This window comes from Acinetobacter pengchengensis (assembly GCF_982235305.1).
Genome location: NZ_CEVATJ010000001.1, coordinates 559,478 through 574,993, shown reverse-complemented (window position 1 = coordinate 574,993; position 15,516 = coordinate 559,478). Strand labels below are relative to the sequence as shown.

Below are 15,516 nucleotides of genomic sequence, written 5' to 3'. Positions count from 1 at the left end.
TTGATGATACTTAGTGACCTTGTTCCAAAGGCATGCCTGCATCACGCGCAGCACGTGTACCACCCATTAAAACCACATACTCACGTGAGCTGTCCAAACCTTCTAGTTTTTCCGCTGCACGTGGGGCTTTACTTCCGCCACCACATAAAATGTAAATGGGTTGATCCGCCGACACCTGAGTGAGGCTCTCTGCTGATAGATCGTTAATTGGCTGATTCACAGCACCTTTAACATGAGCTTCGGCATAAGCACTTGCATCACGTACATCCCAGATAATCGCGTCAGCTGGGAACTCAAATGTTGTAATTTCTTGTTTACGGATCATTGCGCACTCCTTTGATGTAAAACAACACTTGGCAAATGAAGAAAACATCCCTAGCATCTCAGATATTGTTTCCATTTGCAAAGGTCTTCATTATGCCTTCTTTCGATATTGTTTCTGAATTAGAACTTTTTGAAGTGAATCATGCGGTTCAAAACACACAAAAAGAAATCGGTACTCGTTTCGATTTTCGTGGTCAGGACGTTTCTATCGACCTCAATGAAAAAAACAAAGAGATTAAAATCTCCACTGAAAGTGATTTCCAATGTGAGCAAGTGTATACCATGCTCGAAAATCACTTCTATAAGCGTAAAGTCGACATTCAAGCACTTGACCCTCAAAAAATGACCGCATCAGGTAAAAATGTGATTCAAGTGATCAAACTTAAAGATGGTCTTGACTCAGATACCGCAAAAAAAATTAACAAAGCCATTAAAGACAGTGGCATTAAAGTGCAATCTTCTATTCAGGGTGACAAAATTCGTGTAACCGACAAGAAACGCGATACATTGCAACAAGTCATGGCGTTCTTGAAAGAGCAACAATTTGGTCTGCCGCTGCAATTTAACAACTTTAAAGATTAATTTGAGGATGTCATGACACCAACCAATCGCTTAAACAAACTGGTCAAAGCAACATCAAAATTGCCGAAAGGCATTCAAAGCCGCCTTTTGAGTCAAGCCTTTGGTCGTGTCGTACCAATGGTGGGCACTGCGAAAATTCGCTATCACGAAGTAACTCCATCACAAGTGGTGGTCAGTCTTGCCAATCATAAAGCCATGCAGAACCATATTGGACAGGTGCATGCCTGTGCTATGACACTGTTGGCCGAAACTGCCACAGGTTTTGTAACGGCTATGAATGTACCAGATAGTGCCATTGTGCTGATTAAAAGCCTGAAAGTGGACTTTAAACGTCCGACTCAAGGTGCAATGACAGCGATTGCTACATTAAGCCCAGAACAGCAACAACGCATGCACAGCACCGACAAAGGCGAAACGCTGGTCAATGTCAGTGTGATTGATGAATCAGGGGAAGCCCCGATTCAGTGTGAAATGTTGTGGGCATGGGTGTCGAAAGCACATTTAAAGCAAAAACAAGATTGATACTTGTTTCTCTCCAATAAAAAAATCCCAGCTACTGAGCTGGGATTTTTTAATTATGATGATTAGGGTCTGTTGACAATTCGTCTATGTTTGCGACGACGCATATTTTTAGCTGATATAAGGCATGGGACAGGAAATTTAGTCATTCTAAATGACTGGCACATAACGCAATAGCAGCAAAAAATATGCTTGTCCTGAAAGGCTGTGGCTAAAACTTTCTCAGATTACGTTATGAAACTTGGCAATAGTCTCGCTATTCCCTGCGTTTCATGCCTGATCTGCTCAGTTTTAGCCTACAGCGCAAGCCATTTATGAAATGTCAACAGCCCCTAGCCTGAGCTTCTAAAAACTTCTGTTTGGCTTCTTCAGGTATCTGACGTTTTGAGCCTTTGACGTCAACCGCAACAAAGGTAAATACCCCTTCGGTGACGCGCACAGCTTCACGTGAATCGTCATGGCTATCCCACACTTCAATTTGCATTTGAATGGAGGTATTGCCCACTTTTAGAATTTTGGTGTAGCAACTGATCACATCGCCCACTTTTACAGGCACCAAAAAAGTCATTTGGTTAATGGAAATCGTAGCACAACGTCCTTTACTAAAACGCTCAGCATGAATCGCACCTGCCAAATCCATCTGTGAAACGATCCAGCCTCCAAAGACATCTCCACTCCAGTTGGTATCTGCTGGCATGGCAATTGTTTGTAGGGAAAGCACTCCCTCTGGTTTTGCATGAGAATCTGACACGTTCACTCCGGACATTTGCATTAAATTAGCACGAACAGTGCATTAAGACTGGGCGTTGAGTTGCTGATCCAACCACTGTTGTAATTCAGTCGCTCGTAGCGCGCCGCTTATTCTAGCAATTTCATTGCTTTTATTCATCAATACCAGTGTTGGAATACTGCGCACATGAAACGCGCTGCTTAAACGTGGATTGGCTTCGGTATCAATTTTGGCAAACACCACCTGCGGATTTTGCTTAGCGACTGTTGCAAAATGTGGTGCCATCATTTTACAAGGACCACACCAGTCCGCCCAAAGGTCAATCAAAATAGGTAAATCACTATTTTGAATAAAATTACTGAAATTTTGCTCATTTAATTCAATGGGTGCAAGTGGGATCAGCGCTTGATGACACTGCCCACATGCAGGATTGGCAGATAATTTATCTTCAGGTACACGGTTTTTTGCACCGCATTCAGGGCATACAATTATCATTTACTAACTCCAAACAGTTGCTGTAAAAACTCTAATTGGGTCTGAATGGCTTTTTTAAACCATTCGCCATGATAAATATCGAAATGATGCATATCCCACTCCTCATATTGCACATAAGGCGCAATATTGGTGGCCGTTTCACGACTCGATTCAATTGGAATCAGGCTGTCACGCAGTGCGGCAATAAATAACACAGGAATGTTGATTTGCCGCACTTCTTGAATGGGACGATAACGAATCAAATTAAAAAATACCCGCGCAGGAATTTCCCCACTCCAGTAATGGTCGGGGTTCACAATCGACATATAACCTGCATAACTGTCTGTAGTCGGAAAAAAACACAGTTCTTTTTGCGCCACCACTGCCAGTGTTTTGGGTGACATGCCCACCTTTGCTCCCATATAGTCCTGACTGGAAATTTTTAAAGCTTTCGGAAGTTGCTGTAAAGGATACAACTTGGCACTTTCCGCACCATCTACAAAAGGCACTTGTACCATGACTGCGGCAATATTGTGTAAGCGCGAGGCCAAACTCAGTACATATCCACCGCTGAGCGATGTCCCCCACAGAATCATACGTTTGGCATCAATGGATTTACGTTCTGCAATGTGTGAAATCATGCTGCGCCAGTCATCTAACTGCGCCTCTATGGACACCAACTCACGTGGACGCCCTGTACTTCCACCCCAATAGCGATAATCAAATAGCACCACGGCATAGCCTGCCTGAGCAAAGTGTTGTGCATATTGCACCAATTTAAAATGACGCAAGGCCGCCAGACCATGCGCCATCAGAATCACCGCGGGTTTTTCTATAGATTTAGGGCGATAAAAGTCTGCAGCAATCACCTCATGATCACTTTTGACATATAAAGGCTCAACCATATAGGAATGCATAAGCGCTCCATTGCGTTATTTTATCGTTATCGTCGTTATAAATATTTCAGAACATTCAGCTCATGAATCTGCTTAATGCTATCATAAAGCATATTGTCATGAATAAAATGATGGAGTGTTCCCCATGTCTGAACAAGTCGGTTTTGCAGGTCAAATTGGTCCTGAGCATGTAACTCAGGTACTTGAGAAAGGTTTTAAGTCAATTATTAATAACCGCCCAGATATGGAAGGTGGTCCTGAACAGCCCACTAGTGCACAAATTGAAGAAGCAGCACGTGCTGCAGGTTTGGATTATGTTTATCAGCCTGTAGTATCTGGTCAAATTACCGAGTTAGATGTTCGTGCATTTGCCAATCACTATAATGAATTGCCAAAACCTGTGTTGATGTTCTGCCGTACAGGTAACCGCTCAAACAACTTATTTCAGTTAGCTAAACAAATGGATTTGTTGGATGACTAAACACATCCTCAAACATGTGTTTTGCTGTATTCTGATCTGCAGCAGTATCTCGTTGAGTCACGCTCAAAACGATGCTCAGGCTTTAAATACTCAAGTCAGTGTTGCAGGTCAGATGAATGCTGCCAAATTTTCACAGTTGATGCGACAAGGTTTTAAATCTGTGATTGTGAACCGCCCTGATCAAGAGATTGGCAATGCGGTCAAAGTCAGCGAATTACGCAATATTGCTGAAAAATCCCAGATCAGTGTGATTTATCAACCCGTTAGTAGCGGTAAAATTTCTCAAACAGATATTCTTGAATTTGCCAAATATTATAATGAGCTTCCAAAACCCATTCTGATGATTTGTCGTAGTGGCGCTCGTTCTAGTGCGTTATTTCATCAGGCAAAATCTCAAGGTTTGTTGCATGAATAAAGTTGTATTGGTGGTGATCTGTGTCTTGGTTCTCAGTGCGTGTAGTTCGATGCAAGTACGCCCGACTGTGGGTGTGAGTGTGGGAACCAGTTTATAATTTTTATTGTTCAACCTATGGCGCTATATGCGCCATTTTTAATATATGCTATCTTTGCAAAATTATTTTTTTTTAATAACAATATAATTTGGGGTATTACACAATGAATTTTTTAAAAGGAACACTTGCAGTTGCATTAACTGGCTTACTTACTGCTTGTGGCGGTGGTGGTAGTGATGGCTATTATGGTGATACGGGAGCGACAGGTGGTACTACTCCTCCTCCACAATCAAATACCCCCACTGAACTCGCAGCCAAACAACTTGAAATTTTAAAGCGCGAAGGCCAGTTTCTATTTGGTAATTACGATTCAAATGATTTAGATACAGCTAAAGGCTATATTGATCATTCATTGGATACTTTTGCACATGGACCATTACAGCTTACACTAGATATTAGAAAGGTTGATTTGACTAATTTTTCTGCATATTACCGTGATAAATGTTTTGAAAAAAGCACAAGTGATTATCGTGCTTGTTATTCTTTTACAGGTGATCAGATAAAAACCTTATTACCTGCTTATAGTGACTGGGACTTTGAAATTACTAGTGATGATTTAAAAAATATTCGCTTAGAAGATGACAGCATTACTCCGAACCTAGAAGCATATCAAGCAACAACACGTATTTTTATTTTTGAAAATGAGAACAAAGATAAAAATTTACATGATGTGACAATTACAGGTGCTTTCGCATATCCATTTAAACAAAAATGGGTCGAGCAAATAGACCAAAAACGCTTTGTACTAATTAATGAATCAACTAGTGACTACAAAATCACTGTAACCACTCAAATAATTGATCCAGAAACAAACCAACCTGTTGAAAAAGAGGTTACAACAGGAGCTTTTAGTACATATAAAGATTTAACATCTTTAGATGGTGAACTATTTATGTTTGAAAAAGGTTCTGGCTTCAATGTTTTAATTAACGACAATACCAATGTTTCATTTGCTGAACCTATCTCTTTTATTATCAATTCGACACCGGGTGATTTAAGTAGCTCATCTAGCTACCGTATTAAAAGCTCGGGGGAAAAAGAACTTAAACTTGTTAATGTCACTACCATTGATGGTACTCGCGTAGAAAATGAAACACCTAATCGCAACACTCAATCTTTCACTGGTAATATATCACTAACTGGTCAAAATATTTTTACCTTCAAAAATGAAACTAGTGGAACTTTAAGCTTCGAGCACCTGATTAACGGAATCAAACTTAAAGGGACATCAACAAACAATAATGGAACTATCACCACTACATTGACTGAACCTGCAGGTCTAAAATTTTAATGTAAGAAATTGAAAATACCCTCTCTAAAGAGGGTATTTTTTTAGCATTATAAAAGTATCACTTTTATTCTTCTAACCAGGTTTATAGTGTACGACCTCATTATCATTGGTGCAGGCACCGCAGACATTAGCGCCTATAAAGAAGCAATTAAATACACCAAAAACCTACTCATCATCAATCACGGCCCATGGAATACCACCTGTGCCCGTGTGGGTTGTATGCCGAGTAAAGTTCTCATCTCCAGTGCCAATCGCATGCATGACATTCAACATGCACAAGAGGTTGCACTTAATGTAGATACAAAAATTGATACATCCAAAATCATGTCACACGTACGTAAATTACGTGATCGCTTTACTGCAGCAACACAAAAAGATGTAGATCGCTGGGAGACATCCCACAAAATTTCAGGCTTTGCGACATTCGTAGATGCCCGTACCATTCAAGTCAATGGACAACGATATCAAGCGAAATCCTTTATTATAGCTGTGGGTTCTACCCCTGCTTATGACCAATCATGGAAACAAGCTTTGGGGGAGCGCTTAATAACATCAGACCAAATTTTTGAATTGGAAAAAATACCTCAGACTTTAGCAGTTATTGGTAGCGGTGTGATTGCAATCGAATTAGCTCAAGCCATGCAGCGCTTAGGAGTAAATACCACTATTTTTGCACGTAGTCGCAAAGTAGGCTCTCTCAGTAGTCCTGAACTACAAAAAATTGCCCAAGACACACTCAGCAAAGAACTGAACATTAAATTTGAAACCTTGCCAACACAACTTAAAAAAACAGCGCAAGGTGTACAACTTGAGTATCAAGAAGATGGACAAACGCAAAACTTAACTGCAGATTACGTTCTGGTTGCTACAGGTAGACGTAGCTATTTAGATCAACTTCAACTCGAAAATATAGATCAAAGCTTTAATAATTCAAAACACCTCCCGATTGATGCCTACACCAAACAACTTGGGCAACATGCTATTTTTGTAGTCGGTGATGCCCATACAAATACACCAATTCAGCACGAAGCTGCACATGAAGGCCGTGAAGCTGTGCACAATTGTCTGAATTATCCAAACCTAAAAAATTTAAAAACACTAACACCAATCGGAATTGTGTTTAGCTCACCTGAAATGGCAACTGTAGGACAAAGCTACAAACAGCTAAAAGATCAGAATATTGCATTCACAACAGGTTTTGTTTCTTATGAAAAACAAGGTCGTGCTTTAGTTTTAGGTAAAAATAAAGGTGGTATTGAAGTCTATATTGATTCAAGTAACCATAAACTCTTAGGTGCAGAACTGTTTGTCAAAGCAGCAGAACACATGGCGCATTTACTTGCATGGATGATTGATGGGGAACTTACACTTGAAGATATTTTAGATAAGCCCTTCTACCATCCAACCCTAGAGGAAGGCCTAAGAACTGCATTTAAACATGCACGCAGACAACTGCGGGAAGCTGGCTAAAATTACAAAATAAAATGCTTATCTAAAAAACCATCCATTGATGGTTTTTTTTGGTGTTCTTTATTTTTAGTAGTCTCTATCTTTTTTTATCTGCATAAAAAAACACCCCCAACGTTAGTTGGGGGTGTTTGAATAATGAGCTGGCGATGACTTACTCTCACATGGGTAATCCCACACTACCATCAGCGCGAAGAGGTTTCACTTCTGAGTTCGGGAAGGGATCAGGTGGTTCACTCTTGCTATGGTCGCCAGCACAACTGTTATGGACTTGTTCGGGTCTTAGTTACATTGCTTTTGCTTGATGCTTTTGCATGTAATGCCTTACTTGGTTCCAAATGAGTTATTAACAGGTTGGCTATTGGGTCTGAAGTTTATTGTTTAGCGTTCACTAAATCAAGTTTTTGTTTGATCGTTAGATCAATATGAAATCGATTGATCCTCACTTCTTTCGAAGTTCGTACAACAACTGTTTGGGTGTTGTATAGTCAAGCCTCACGAGCAATTAGTATTGGTCAGCTTCACATATCGCTATGCTTCCACATCCAACCTATCAACGTCGTAGTCTTCAACGGCTCTTTAGGAGGCATAAAGCCTCGGGGAAATCTTATCTTGAGGTAGGCTTCCCGCTTAGATGCTTTCAGCGGTTATCCCTTCCGAACATAGCTACCCGGCGATGCGACTGGCGTCACAACCGGTACACCAGAGGTTCGTCCACTCTGGTCCTCTCGTACTAGGAGCAGATCCTCTCAAATTTCCAGCGCCCACGGTAGATAGGGACCGAACTGTCTCACGACGTTCTAAACCCAGCTCGCGTACCTCTTTAAATGGCGAACAGCCATACCCTTGGGACCTGCTTCAGCCCCAGGATGAGATGAGCCGACATCGAGGTGCCAAACACCGCCGTCGATATGAACTCTTGGGCGGTATCAGCCTGTTATCCCCAGAGTACCTTTTATCCGTTGAGCGATGGCCCTTCCATACAGAACCACCGGATCACTAAGACCTACTTTCGTACCTGCTCGACTTGTGGGTCTCGCAGTTAAGCGCGCTTTTGCCTTTATACTCTACGCGTGATTTCCGACCACGCTGAGCGCACCTTCGTACTCCTCCGTTACTCTTTAGGAGGAGACCGCCCCAGTCAAACTACCCACCAGACATGGTCCTCGTCCCGGATAACGGGACAGAGTTAGAACCTCAACATTACCAGGGTGGTATTTCAAGGACGGCTCCACTCGGACTAGCGTCCAAGTTTCAAAGCCTCCCACCTATCCTACACAAGTAAGGTCAAAGTTCAATGTCAAGCTGCAGTAAAGGTTCACGGGGTCTTTCCGTCTAGCCGCGGGTACACCGCATCTTCACGGCGAATTCGATTTCACTGAGCCTCTGCTGGAGACAGCGCCGCCATCATTATGCCATTCGTGCAGGTCGGAACTTACCCGACAAGGAATTTCGCTACCTTAGGACCGTTATAGTTACGGCCGCCGTTTACTGGGGCTTCGATCAAGAGCTTCGCTTACGCTAACCCCATCAATTAACCTTCCAGCACCGGGCAGGCATCACACCCTATACGTCCACTTTCGTGTTTGCAGAGTGCTATGTTTTTAATAAACAGTTGCAGCGGCCTGGTTTCTGAGGCTGTCGACAGCTCAAGGAGCAAGTCCTATCACCATCAACAGCGTACCTTCTCCCGAAGTTACGGTACCATTTTGCCTAGTTCCTTCAGCAGAGTTCTCTCAAGCGCTTTGGTCTACTCGACCTGACCACCTGTGTCGGTTTCGGGTACGATTCCAGTGTAACTGAAGCTTAGAGACTTTTCCTGGAAGCAGGGTATCAGCCACTTCACTGTACAAGTACAGCTTGATATCAGATCTCAGCATAGAGCACCCCGGATTTGCCTAAGATGCATGCCTACTTCCTTTCACCTGGACTACCAACGCCAGGCTGACTTAACCTTCTCCGTCCTCTCATCGCATTACACTGAAGTATTGGAATATTAACCAATTTCCCATCGACTACGCCTCTCGGCCTCGCCTTAGGGGTCGACTCACCCAGCCCCGATTAACGTTGGACTGGAACCCTTGGTCTTTCAGCGAACGGGTTTTTCACCCGTTTTGTCGTTACTCACGTCAGCATTCGCACTTCTGATACCTCCAGCAGACTTCTCAATCCACCTTCGTCGGCTTACAGAACGCTCCCCTACCACGTATACAATGTATACATCCGCAGCTTCGGCACATAGTTTTAGCCCCGTTACATCTTCCGCGCAGGCCGACTCGACTAGTGAGCTATTACGCTTTCTTTAAAGGGTGGCTGCTTCTAAGCCAACCTCCTAGCTGTCTATGCCTTCCCACATCGTTTCCCACTTAACTATGATTTTGGGGCCTTAGCTGGCGGTCTGGATTGTTTTCCTCTTGACTACGGACGTTAGCACCCGCAGTCTGTCTCCCGGATAGTACTCATTGGTATTCGGAGTTTGCATCGGTTTGGTAAGTCGGGATGACCCCCTAGCCGAAACAGTGCTCTACCCCCAATGGTATTCGTCCGAGGCGCTACCTAAATAGCTTTCGGGGAGAACCAGCTATCACCGAGTTTGATTAGCCTTTCACCCCTATCCACAAGTCATCCCCTGGCTTTTCAACGACAGTGGGTTCGGTCCTCCAGTTAGTGTTACCCAACCTTCAACCTGCTCATGGATAGATCACCCGGTTTCGGGTCTATACCCAGCAACTATACGCCCTATTAAGACTCGATTTCTCTACGGCTCCCCTATGCGGTTAACCTCGCTACTGAATATAAGTCGCTGACCCATTATACAAAAGGTACGCAGTCACCAAACAAGTTGGCTCCCACTGCTTGTATGCATGCGGTTTCAGGATCTATTTCACTCCCCTCACAGGGGTTCTTTTCGCCTTTCCCTCACGGTACTGGTTCACTATCGGTCAGTCAGGAGTATTTAGCCTTGGAGGATGGTCCCCCCATATTCAGACAAGGTTTCACGTGCCTCGCCCTACTCGTCATCATTATGTGTGCCCTTTCGTGTACAGGACTATCACCCACTATGGTTGCACTTCCCAGAGCATTCCACTAAAACACACATAACTTAATGGGCTTTTCCCCTTTCGCTCGCCGCTACTGAGGGAATCTCAATTGATTTCTTTTCCTAAGGGTACTGAGATGTTTCACTTCCCCTCGTTCGCTTCGTATGACTATGTATTCATCATACGATACCTACCTTAAGGTAGGTGGGTTTCCCCATTCAGACATCTCCGGATCAAAGGATATTTGCCGCCTCCCCGGAGCTTTTCGCAGGCTATCACGTCTTTCTTCGCCTCTGACTGCCAAGGCATCCACCACATGCACTTAATTACTTGACTATACAACCCCAAACAGTCGTTAATCCCTACAAGTAGGATTAAGACAATTAAATAAATAATCAATGATCTATTTAATCTACAGTTTGAAGTCCCGTGCTCTTAAGCACCGTACAGCTTCAATCTAAATTCATATACCAAAACGCTTGATTCAGTTAATCGCTAGTAACTCATTTCTTTCACTTCACGTCACAGCAATAAATCACTGTTAGTGTTATGTTAGTCATGAGTATGAACAATTTATTTCAGACTCAATTTTTGCCAATCTGTTAATGATTCACTGCATCCTCGTCGGACTGCAGTCAACTGTGATAAATCACAGAACTTAATAAATCTAAATCAATCTCTTGATTCACCTTATTTATTAAGTTCTATAATTTAAAAATATCTTTCACTACCATATTAGATCAGATACTACGCGCAGCATAGCTGCTTGTCTTGCGCTTCGGCAAAGCGTTGCTTTGCTGATCGAAGCTCTGGTGGAGACTAGGAGAGTCGAACTCCTGACCTCCTGCGTGCAAAGCAGGCGCTCTACCAACTAAGCTAAGTCCCCAGCTTATCATTTTTGATTCGATGTATCAGATTATAGCCTGCGCACTCACTCACGTTCGTTTGCCTTGCGCTTCGCCTTAAAGCAGTGCTTTAAGTCTTGCTCATGGTGGGTCTGACAAGACTTGAACTTGTGACCCCACGCTTATCAAGCGTGTGCTCTAACCAACTGAGCTACAGACCCTGAGAAAAATCAAAGCATCGCTTTGTATTTTTCGCAAGACAAACGCAGTGCGTAGTATCTGCTACTCAATCCAATTCGAAAACCTCGAATTATCTTTTAAGACACATCGTCATGAAGAACAACTTGTTGTGGATTCTTACCAATCGTCAATCTTTCGTTAAGGAGGTGATCCAGCCGCAGGTTCCCCTACGGCTACCTTGTTACGACTTCACCCCAGTCATCGGCCACACCGTGGTAAGCGTCCTCCTTACGGTTAGACTACCTACTTCTGGTGCAACAAACTCCCATGGTGTGACGGGCGGTGTGTACAAGGCCCGGGAACGTATTCACCGCGGCATTCTGATCCGCGATTACTAGCGATTCCGACTTCACGCAGTCGAGTTGCAGACTGCGATCCGGACTACGATCGGCTTTTTGAGATTAGCATCACATCGCTGTGTAGCAACCCTTTGTACCGACCATTGTAGCACGTGTGTAGCCCTGGCCGTAAGGGCCATGATGACTTGACGTCGTCCCCGCCTTCCTCCAGTTTGTCACTGGCAGTATCCTTAAAGTTCCCATCCGAAATGCTGGCAAGTAAGGAAAAGGGTTGCGCTCGTTGCGGGACTTAACCCAACATCTCACGACACGAGCTGACGACAGCCATGCAGCACCTGTATGTAGATTCCCGAAGGCACCAATCCATCTCTGGAAAGTCTCTACTATGTCAAGGCCAGGTAAGGTTCTTCGCGTTGCATCGAATTAAACCACATGCTCCACCGCTTGTGCGGGCCCCCGTCAATTCATTTGAGTTTTAGTCTTGCGACCGTACTCCCCAGGCGGTCTACTTATCGCGTTAGCTGCGCCACTAAAGGATCAAATCCCCCAACGGCTAGTAGACATCGTTTACGGCATGGACTACCAGGGTATCTAATCCTGTTTGCTCCCCATGCTTTCGCACCTCAGTGTCAGTATTAGGCCAGATGGCTGCCTTCGCCATCGGTATTCCTCCAGATCTCTACGCATTTCACCGCTACACCTGGAATTCTACCATCCTCTCCCATACTCTAGCTAACCAGTATCGAATGCAATTCCCAAGTTAAGCTCGGGGATTTCACATTTGACTTAATTAACCACCTACGCGCGCTTTACGCCCAGTAAATCCGATTAACGCTCGCACCCTCTGTATTACCGCGGCTGCTGGCACAGAGTTAGCCGGTGCTTATTCTGTGGGTAACGTCCACTCTTCTTAGGTATTAACCAAGAGAGCCTCCTCCCCACTTAAAGTGCTTTACAACCAAAAGGCCTTCTTCACACACGCGGCATGGCTGGATCAGGGTTCCCCCCATTGTCCAATATTCCCCACTGCTGCCTCCCGTAGGAGTCTGGGCCGTGTCTCAGTCCCAGTGTGGCGGATCATCCTCTCAGACCCGCTACAGATCGTCGCCTTGGTAGGCCTTTACCCCACCAACTAGCTAATCCGACTTAGGCTCATCTATTAGCGCAAGGCCCGAAGGTCCCCTGCTTTCTCCCGTAGGACGTATGCGGTATTAGCATCCCTTTCGAAATGTTGTCCCCCACTAATAGGCAGATTCCTAAGCTTTACTCACCCGTCCGCCGCTAGCTCAGTTACCGAAGCAACCTCGCCCGCTCGACTTGCATGTGTTAAGCCTGCCGCCAGCGTTCAATCTGAGCCATGATCAAACTCTTCAGTTAAAATCATTTTGTCACTTTATTCGAAGTGACCAAATCTGGCTCATCAATTTTCTGACTTAAATTTCGCTCAAATAAACTTCGAGTAATTTAAACCAATCAATCAATGAAAATAATTTCGATCAATCAACCAGTAAAAATCCACACAAGTTGTTCTTCATAATCTCTTAATGATCTTCTTGCCACTTCGTCAGCAGCAAGCTAGGTCGGCTATATTACGCTTTATTTCTAAAGTGTCAACTGGTAATTTAAATTATTTTAAACCAACTTTCTAAAACCCAACTCAATCATTTTCAACCAAGTCATTGTTTTATCAGAAGTTTTAATCTGCATCACCGCCGATGGATGTGCATTATAGGTGAAATATTTCGCCATGCAACCCCTCTTTTTAAGTTTTATCCGTTTTTAACTCCAAATGGTTATTTATTCGGCAAAATGCATCACTTTTCCACAAAATATTGTTTATTTTCTTTTTTTGATTATAAAAGGTTCAGGATTCAGGACTGTATCTGGCATTTGTTCTGGTTGATCATGTTCTTGCCACTTCAGTGCACGGCAGTCGATATATTCACAATAGCCACCCTCACCTTGTTGTTGATCACCATTTATAGCCAACTGATATTGAAAACTTCCGACATAGCCTGCCGCAACCCCAAATTTAAAATCACCACGACTCTGTGCCAGCAAATGAATTGAGGTGCCATCTTGATCTTGATAACGCCATTCAAATTCACGTGGCAAATACATGCACTGACCTGTTGGCGTTTTTACTTTTGGATAAACCCGTTGAATATTAAATTGTACCTGTCCATCAAATACCCGAGTTTGCCCCGTGTTCGCATCTCGCAGATAGATTCGAGATTGCAAAATTCGATTCAGCACATCACGGCTTTGTAGCAATATCATTTGTTGCTGATGATTCAGATTAATCACTTGATAGCAAAAAAATGCCACTGCGAAATAAGGAAACTGGATTGAACGAGCGAACTCAAAACTACCTAATTGCTCAATCTGAAAATGCTGATTTTTATAGCACACACTTCCCTGACACTGACACAACAAAGACCAATGTTCTGCCAAATTCATGCGTAATTTGGTAAAATATGAAATTGTAGTACTTGTTGTGATCTTTAAATCAAAGCTAAGTTCACTATCTTCACGTTGAATGTGAAATTGCGGAAAGTGTCCTGTAATGCGCTCTTTATTGGCAAACTGAAAATACTGTGCAGTAAATACGCAATCGTGTTGAATTGAATAATGATTAGACTGTCCCACCATGTGAGGGCTGCTACTACAAAGAATACTGGCTGTATCTAGAGCTGTGGTTGTAATCACATTTTCAGGGCGCAGCATTGCGGTATTCAGACTGCCCAATAAGCCGATAAAGTTGAGATAATGTAAAGGTGCAGGCAAGTTAGGAAGAATTAAGCCCTGATAGATAAATTTATAATGACTGTTCGGGGCGTGATAAGGCAGTTTGGCGGTTGTCGCAGGAGTTTGATTGAGTTGTTTGGAGCGATCGAGAAAATCTTGAAACAGCTGCATATCAAACTCCTTGTGAGTTGATGCTTTTATGAAAGCTTAATTAACTCACTGCATTTTTTCTTGCCATAAAAGTGGTCACAAAACCTGAAAGCGCATAAATAATTGAAATCACCAAAATTCCCACAGGAATATTATAAGTCATGGCTGCAAGGATAAATACTGCGATTGGCAATACAAAAAATGGCACACGTTTACGGTCAAAGGTTTTAAATGAATAATATTTAATATTGGAAATCATCAATAATCCTACTGCAATAATGATCACAGCATTGAGGATTTGTAGTCCAATTTCACGAATATCATACAGTTCAGGAAAGTCCCGCCCCACCCAAACCAAAGACACAATAATCAGTGCAGCCAAAGGACTGGCAACACCAATAAAGTAGCGTTTATCGACCACACCAATTTGCACATTAAAACGCGCCAAACGGAATGCAGCACACGCGGTATACACAAAGCAGGCCGCCAAGCCGATACGACCTAAATCGTGCAAACTCCAGCTATACATCAAAATCGCAGGTGCAACACCAAAAGCGAGCATATCGGATAATGAATCAAACTGTTCGCCAAATGGGCTTTGCGCTCCAATTGCACGTGCCACACGACCATCTAAGCCATCAAACAATGCCGCTAGAAATATGGCATAGATGGCTTGGCTAAATTCGCCATTCATACTCGCAATAATGGAGTAAAAACCAGACAGCAAGGCTGCCGTGGTAATCAGGTTTGGCCACAGATAGATACCACGACGTTTCACCTTTTGGCCTTCACGGGTATGTTCTTCTTCCACCACTTCAAATGTAATTCCGTCATGCTCAAGATCACGGGAACTATATTCTCCTTCGGGCTTAGATGTGTTTGTCATTATTTTGTGTCCTAACTGTAACCTGAACGTT

Annotated in this window: 12 protein-coding genes, 2 tRNA genes and 3 rRNA genes; 6 read left to right on the top strand and 11 right to left on the bottom strand. The window is 43.3% G+C overall.

All coding sequences use genetic code 11. From position 1 onward, the window contains the following. Positions 1-10 precede the first annotated feature (10 nt). Positions 11-325 carry a rhodanese-like domain-containing protein gene (locus tag AC0T5Z_RS02775; protein ID WP_004976235.1) on the bottom strand — a complete coding sequence of 105 codons (315 nt, stop codon included), beginning with the start codon at positions 323-325 and terminating at the stop codon, positions 11-13. A 92-nt stretch (positions 326-417) separates the two neighbouring features. Here AC0T5Z_RS02775 and AC0T5Z_RS02770 point away from each other — a divergent pair, with 92 nt between their 5' ends. Both AC0T5Z_RS02770 and AC0T5Z_RS02765 read left to right on the top strand, forming a co-directional pair. Continuing rightward, positions 418-906, top strand: a complete 489-nt coding sequence (locus AC0T5Z_RS02770; protein ID WP_004976234.1) for a YajQ family cyclic di-GMP-binding protein — start codon at positions 418-420, stop codon at positions 904-906. A 12-nt stretch (positions 907-918) separates the two neighbouring features. Continuing rightward, complete coding sequence (locus AC0T5Z_RS02765) at positions 919-1,428, top strand: DUF4442 domain-containing protein (RefSeq protein ID WP_291338779.1); 510 nt, start codon at positions 919-921, stop codon at positions 1,426-1,428. A gap of 319 nt (positions 1,429-1,747) precedes the next feature. Here the strand turns inward: AC0T5Z_RS02765 and AC0T5Z_RS02760 are convergent, their stop codons facing one another. From AC0T5Z_RS02760 to AC0T5Z_RS02750, 3 genes are all read right to left on the bottom strand, one after another. Next, entirely contained in the window at positions 1,748-2,122 is a 375-nt protein-coding gene (locus AC0T5Z_RS02760; protein ID WP_414630593.1) for an acyl-CoA thioesterase, read from the bottom strand. Positions 2,123-2,218: 96 nt separating this feature from the next. Then, positions 2,219-2,650, bottom strand: coding sequence for a thioredoxin TrxC (gene trxC / locus AC0T5Z_RS02755; RefSeq protein ID WP_104853053.1), 432 nt, complete (start codon positions 2,648-2,650; stop codon positions 2,219-2,221). After that, a complete protein-coding gene (locus AC0T5Z_RS02750) occupies positions 2,647-3,546 on the bottom strand; it encodes an alpha/beta hydrolase (RefSeq protein ID WP_291338777.1) in 900 nt (299 codons plus the stop codon). The genes trxC and AC0T5Z_RS02750 overlap by 4 nt, the downstream gene beginning before the upstream one ends. A 124-nt stretch (positions 3,547-3,670) precedes the next feature. On the opposite strand from AC0T5Z_RS02750, the gene AC0T5Z_RS02745 reads away from it, so the two are divergent. The 4 genes from AC0T5Z_RS02745 (at position 3,671) to AC0T5Z_RS02730 (ending at position 7,279) form a co-directional block, all read left to right on the top strand. Further along, positions 3,671-4,006: a protein tyrosine phosphatase family protein gene (locus tag AC0T5Z_RS02745; RefSeq protein WP_019838040.1), complete on the top strand. Its 336-nt coding sequence runs from the start codon at positions 3,671-3,673 to the stop codon at positions 4,004-4,006. Further along, a complete protein-coding gene (locus tag AC0T5Z_RS02740; protein ID WP_435337253.1) occupies positions 3,999-4,421 on the top strand; it encodes a protein tyrosine phosphatase family protein in 423 nt (140 codons plus the stop codon). The genes AC0T5Z_RS02745 and AC0T5Z_RS02740 overlap by 8 nt, the downstream gene beginning before the upstream one ends. 200 nt (positions 4,422-4,621) lie before the next feature. Then, positions 4,622-5,809, top strand: coding sequence for a hypothetical protein (locus tag AC0T5Z_RS02735; RefSeq protein WP_435337254.1), 1,188 nt, complete (start codon positions 4,622-4,624; stop codon positions 5,807-5,809). Positions 5,810-5,896: 87 nt separating this feature from the next. Next, the gene (locus AC0T5Z_RS02730) at positions 5,897-7,279 is read left to right on the top strand and encodes a dihydrolipoyl dehydrogenase (protein WP_435337255.1); all 1,383 of its coding nucleotides are present in this window, start codon (positions 5,897-5,899) and stop codon (positions 7,277-7,279) included. Positions 7,280-7,417: 138 nt separating this feature from the next. On the opposite strand, the gene rrf is transcribed toward AC0T5Z_RS02730, so the two are convergent. The 7 genes from rrf to pssA all read right to left on the bottom strand — a co-directional run bounded on the left by rrf (position 7,418) and on the right by pssA (position 15,485). Then, a 5S ribosomal RNA gene (gene rrf / locus AC0T5Z_RS02725) occupies positions 7,418-7,532 on the bottom strand. Positions 7,533-7,760: 228 nt separating this feature from the next. Next, a 23S ribosomal RNA gene (locus tag AC0T5Z_RS02720) occupies positions 7,761-10,653 on the bottom strand. Between the two features lie 474 nt (positions 10,654-11,127). After that, a tRNA-Ala gene (locus tag AC0T5Z_RS02715) sits at positions 11,128-11,203 on the bottom strand. A 103-nt stretch (positions 11,204-11,306) separates the two neighbouring features. Next, positions 11,307-11,383, bottom strand: a tRNA-Ile gene (locus tag AC0T5Z_RS02710). Between the two features lie 158 nt (positions 11,384-11,541). After that, positions 11,542-13,078: ribosomal RNA gene (locus AC0T5Z_RS02705) — 16S ribosomal RNA — on the bottom strand. Together the 16S, 23S and 5S rRNA genes with 2 tRNA genes alongside form the textbook arrangement of a ribosomal RNA operon. 459 nt (positions 13,079-13,537) lie before the next feature. After that, positions 13,538-14,620: a DUF6670 family protein gene (locus AC0T5Z_RS02700; RefSeq protein ID WP_291340633.1), complete on the bottom strand. Its 1,083-nt coding sequence runs from the start codon at positions 14,618-14,620 to the stop codon at positions 13,538-13,540. Positions 14,621-14,660: 40 nt separating this feature from the next. Then, positions 14,661-15,485 (bottom strand): CDP-diacylglycerol--serine O-phosphatidyltransferase, encoded by an 825-nt coding sequence (pssA, locus tag AC0T5Z_RS02695; RefSeq protein ID WP_004976213.1) that lies wholly within the window; start codon positions 15,483-15,485, stop codon positions 14,661-14,663. Positions 15,486-15,516: the final 31 nt, after the last annotated feature.

What these genes read in the sequence shown, in the direction of transcription:
- AC0T5Z_RS02775 (WP_004976235.1), bottom strand. Translation starts at nt 325, where the DNA reads ATGATCCGTAAACAAGAAATTACAACATTTGAGTTCCCAGCTGACGCG.
- AC0T5Z_RS02700 (WP_291340633.1), bottom strand. Translation starts at nt 14,620, where the DNA reads ATGCAGCTGTTTCAAGATTTTCTCGATCGCTCCAAACAACTCAATCAA.
- pssA (WP_004976213.1), bottom strand. Translation starts at nt 15,485, where the DNA reads ATGACAAACACATCTAAGCCCGAAGGAGAATATAGTTCCCGTGATCTT.
- AC0T5Z_RS02760 (WP_414630593.1), bottom strand. Translation starts at nt 2,122, where the DNA reads ATGCCAGCAGATACCAACTGGAGTGGAGATGTCTTTGGAGGCTGGATC.
- AC0T5Z_RS02745 (WP_019838040.1), top strand. Translation starts at nt 3,671, where the DNA reads ATGTCTGAACAAGTCGGTTTTGCAGGTCAAATTGGTCCTGAGCATGTA.
- AC0T5Z_RS02765 (WP_291338779.1), top strand. Translation starts at nt 919, where the DNA reads ATGACACCAACCAATCGCTTAAACAAACTGGTCAAAGCAACATCAAAA.
- AC0T5Z_RS02770 (WP_004976234.1), top strand. Translation starts at nt 418, where the DNA reads ATGCCTTCTTTCGATATTGTTTCTGAATTAGAACTTTTTGAAGTGAAT.
- trxC (WP_104853053.1), bottom strand. Translation starts at nt 2,650, where the DNA reads ATGATAATTGTATGCCCTGAATGCGGTGCAAAAAACCGTGTACCTGAA.
- AC0T5Z_RS02750 (WP_291338777.1), bottom strand. Translation starts at nt 3,546, where the DNA reads ATGCATTCCTATATGGTTGAGCCTTTATATGTCAAAAGTGATCATGAG.
- AC0T5Z_RS02740 (WP_435337253.1), top strand. Translation starts at nt 3,999, where the DNA reads ATGACTAAACACATCCTCAAACATGTGTTTTGCTGTATTCTGATCTGC.
- AC0T5Z_RS02735 (WP_435337254.1), top strand. Translation starts at nt 4,622, where the DNA reads ATGAATTTTTTAAAAGGAACACTTGCAGTTGCATTAACTGGCTTACTT.